Genomic DNA, 3,449 nt, shown 5'->3' on the forward strand with positions numbered 1-3,449 from the left:
TTGCATTTAACATTAAAGCCATGCCCATTAGCTAGATTGCAGAAATATAAATCTTCAGACAATACTGTATCATTTGAATATGTTACGAATTTAAAATATGGATATGGAAGATGATGAAAGATATCTACCTTGATTAATGCAATTCCAAGGCCACCGCCTTTAACTTCAATTGGTCTAGGCACTTCATTGATCATTGTAGTGCCTGTGATGCAGTTGTCATCGTTGAAGTCTTTTCCGAAAGTATAGATTATTGTTTGATCTGATTTTGTTCTCTTGCGATAATACCATCCAAGAGCAATATCTGATTCGCATTCCAATAGCTTAACTAATGTGTCTGATGGAAGCTGGATGTCTGAATCTACCATTAACACATAATCATAGTTTCCGGCCATTGCATTTTTAGCTATTTGATTTCTTGCTTTAGCGCAATCATAACCTCTGACATAATCAAAGTAAAGAGTATAGCCTTCAGGTCTTGTAAGGCCGTATATGCTTTTGAAACATTCTGGTTTGATGTTTTCAAATGTTGGAACTGCAATCAATATTTTCATTGTTCTTTCTCCAGCTTTTCTATTCTCTCTTCCAATTCATCCAAGTTAATCTGGTCTTCTTTTTCATATCTATATTCATAAAAGTCAATTGCTGTAACAATAACAATAGCTACAGCAAATGGTATTAGTCCTTCCAGTAAAGCATATTTGGTTGCATTGGTCATTATGATGTTGATAGCTACAGCCGTTAATACGGCACTTGATATTGTTTTGGTAAAGTTACAAAGGAATATCTTCTTTTTTAATCTGTTCATGATAACAATATCCTCCAAAGAAGCTTATTGCTTTTCAGGACAACCCAAAACTTTTTTAGTTTGTTTTTTAGCGTCTTCAACATCGCCTTCTCCTCTTATCCTACTTGCATAATGGCTAGCTATACCTAACACTATCATTAGGATACAGTAAGGAACAGTATTTTCACTAATGCCTAACGCTTCTGAATATAACATGATTACTGGAATAGCAGTGACTAGAAATGAAGTTAATATGTCAATATCCTTTCTATTGGCTTCTAACCATTCATAAATCATTACTGTTTACCTCCTCGACAAATGGCTCATTAGTATGACTTAAAATTATACCGTCCACGCAAATCTTTTCTTCAGTCCTGTATACTTCCTCTGCGTTTTCTTCTATGCTCATCCAGGATTCGTATTCCTCGATTGTATCAAAGTATTTTATGTATTTCATTGTGCCTCCCAAGTAATTGAATAATATAAAATACCATCTTCAATTTTAAATGATATTACGGGTTTTACGGCATAAGGATAACCACTATCGACGTATTTAGTTCCGTTCCAGTAAAACCAGTGGCCTGTTGATTGGTCAATGTATGGTCCTTTGTTTTCTAAAGTTCCGACTAGTTTCCTTATTGTCATAATAACAACCTCGCTATAATATTATATGTTTTATTATATATTTTATTATTTTGTTTATATAAAGTATACATTTTGACCATCATCACAACCTTCCCATTCCATGTATAGCTTGTTATCTTCCCAAACGAACCTTACATCATTAACAATAGCTACATCTGGAAGTTCACAATAAGTAACACCGTCAGCATCTTTAACATAATTGGCCTGCGCCATAATATTGGATTCTGAAGGTATGATCATATTAACGACATGAGTTATTTCATCCTGTTCAAAGGAACAGTCAGCAAGATCAATACAGTTCTGAGATTCAGGATACATTTCAATCTCAGACATTTGTCTATAAACTCTAATATAATCTGTAGTTTCGTTTTCCGTTAGATTAACAATGGATAACAGTCTCAAGTCATGGCCATGTTCAGGATTGCACTCCCCGTCACTGTCAATGTAAATTCTAGTGTTCGGCAATATTTCCTTTGGTGTTGGCCGTTTCAATTTCAGCCTGAAGACATCTCCAAGCACGGCCACAGTAACTAATGTATGGCCTGAAGACTTAATCTGAACCTTACCTAAAAGATAACCAAATGCTAAATCACCTTCTTTGGCTTTTCTAACAATTGTATGCTGCATTGTGGATGATTCATCTAACGTTACCATCTCACCTACTCCACATTGGTTTTCTGAAATCCATGCCGTATGTTCCTCATTAACGTAAGTCCTTTCGCCCTCATCCAATAAACAGGCAATAACATCCATCTTTTCTGAATGCTCGAGTCCTGTTGGATATCCACGGCCGTGTCCTATTGTTGAATTAACATCATAATCAATAATCATCTTAAAACACCCAATCCCAATTCTTGTTTTTTATTTTGTCTGGAATGTGAAGTCCTGTATCACTCATTGTTTCATCATTAGCGTCCCACATTAACGTTGAGCCTCTGTAGGCCTTAGTGTATTCGTGACTTCCTTTATATAATCTGATTCCGGTTTTGGAATCTTTTTCCGTTACTGTTATTGTTGGAATATTGTTGAATGCAATAATAGGTGACGGAAATACCAATAGCCATTTTAAATCAAAGTAATTGAAACTTGATAATTCTGCATCTTCATAAAATGTTGCATCAATCATTACCTCATGATAACTTGTTTGATGAACCTGCGTTGGATTGTTTCTTATAAATCCTTCCAGATAATCAGAACTAGCTGAGAATCCACTTCCTGCTCTCATATGATAATGGTATTGTTTCCAATCTCCTTCCTCATCCGTTCCTGAATTATATGCGTCCCATGATGAAGACATTACTAAATCACTGACACCATCAAGTAAACAATATTGTTTTTCCTGTCCGGTCATTATGGAACTAACTTTCAAATCTTCTTGATATGGCGTGAAATTATAATCTGTCTGCATAAACACAGATAATAATTGTTCATCATCACCATATGGATAGTTAAAAGAATCATAAGCAGTAATAGCTCCACTTGCTCTTTTGAACCTGGCAAAAACTACCCTACCATTTGCAGCTGATTGGCCAGATAAATTTTTGGTACATAAACATGAAACTTCCATTGGAACAAAACGTGAACGTATCACTTTTCCTGAATCAATTGCATCATTTTCTACACTTAAACCTTGACATGTTTCAAAAAAATCTGAGTATGTATCATTGTTTGCATCAAAAAATTGAACCTCACCGCCAGTTGATAAAGTGCTGCTGAAGGTTGTTGATCTATCATAAACATCCAGCAATAGCTTAGTTGTTTGAGAAATTTTTCCGACAGGAATTCTTACCAGGATACATGCAGGTTTGGATCCATAAGATGGAAGGTATAATACATTACATTCTGTGTTGTCCAGGGTTTTGATCTTTAGATTTTTCAAATCACTTCTGAATAAACTTGAATAAGAACTGCTAGATAACGAATCTAACAATATATAATCATAGTTTGATGAATAGCTGCTGCTCCTTTCAGTGTAATTACTCATTACAATATTGATTTGTAATTCCGTTTGCAATGTCAT

7 protein-coding genes are annotated in these 3,449 nt (G+C 34.9%); all 7 read right to left on the minus strand.

Features of this window, described 5'->3' with window-relative positions; translation table 11 throughout:
- The coding region (locus tag QZU81_RS10565) for a hypothetical protein (protein ID WP_295591719.1) at positions 1–551 on the minus strand (551 nt) is incomplete at its 3' end.
- A complete protein-coding gene (locus QZU81_RS10570) occupies positions 548–805 on the minus strand; it encodes a hypothetical protein (protein WP_295591720.1) in 258 nt (85 codons plus the stop codon). The genes QZU81_RS10570 and QZU81_RS10565, both read right to left, overlap by 4 nt.
- Before the next feature lie 24 nt (positions 806–829).
- Positions 830–1,081: a hypothetical protein gene (locus tag QZU81_RS10575; protein WP_295591722.1), complete on the minus strand. Its 252-nt coding sequence runs from the start codon at positions 1,079–1,081 to the stop codon at positions 830–832.
- Positions 1,071–1,241: a hypothetical protein gene (locus QZU81_RS10580; RefSeq protein ID WP_295591723.1), complete on the minus strand. Its 171-nt coding sequence runs from the start codon at positions 1,239–1,241 to the stop codon at positions 1,071–1,073. The genes QZU81_RS10575 and QZU81_RS10580 overlap by 11 nt, the downstream gene beginning before the upstream one ends.
- The gene (locus QZU81_RS10585; protein WP_295591724.1) at positions 1,238–1,429 is read right to left on the minus strand and encodes a hypothetical protein; all 192 of its coding nucleotides are present in this window, start codon (positions 1,427–1,429) and stop codon (positions 1,238–1,240) included. The genes QZU81_RS10580 and QZU81_RS10585 overlap by 4 nt, the downstream gene beginning before the upstream one ends.
- Positions 1,430–1,483: 54 nt before the next feature.
- A complete protein-coding gene (locus QZU81_RS10590) occupies positions 1,484–2,260 on the minus strand; it encodes a hypothetical protein (protein WP_295591725.1) in 777 nt (258 codons plus the stop codon).
- Position 2,261: 1 nt separating this feature from the next.
- The coding region (locus QZU81_RS10595; protein ID WP_295591727.1) for a hypothetical protein at positions 2,262–3,449 on the minus strand (1,188 nt) is incomplete at its 5' end.

This window comes from uncultured Methanobrevibacter sp. (assembly GCF_902770715.1).
GTDB lineage: Archaea > Methanobacteriota > Methanobacteria > Methanobacteriales > Methanobacteriaceae > Methanocatella.

What these genes read in the sequence shown, in the direction of transcription:
- QZU81_RS10575 (WP_295591722.1), bottom strand. Translation starts at nt 1,081, where the DNA reads ATGATTTATGAATGGTTAGAAGCCAATAGAAAGGATATTGACATATTA.
- QZU81_RS10570 (WP_295591720.1), bottom strand. Translation starts at nt 805, where the DNA reads ATGAACAGATTAAAAAAGAAGATATTCCTTTGTAACTTTACCAAAACA.
- QZU81_RS10580 (WP_295591723.1), bottom strand. Translation starts at nt 1,241, where the DNA reads ATGAAATACATAAAATACTTTGATACAATCGAGGAATACGAATCCTGG.
- QZU81_RS10590 (WP_295591725.1), bottom strand. Translation starts at nt 2,260, where the DNA reads ATGATTATTGATTATGATGTTAATTCAACAATAGGACACGGCCGTGGA.
- QZU81_RS10585 (WP_295591724.1), bottom strand. Translation starts at nt 1,429, where the DNA reads ATGACAATAAGGAAACTAGTCGGAACTTTAGAAAACAAAGGACCATAC.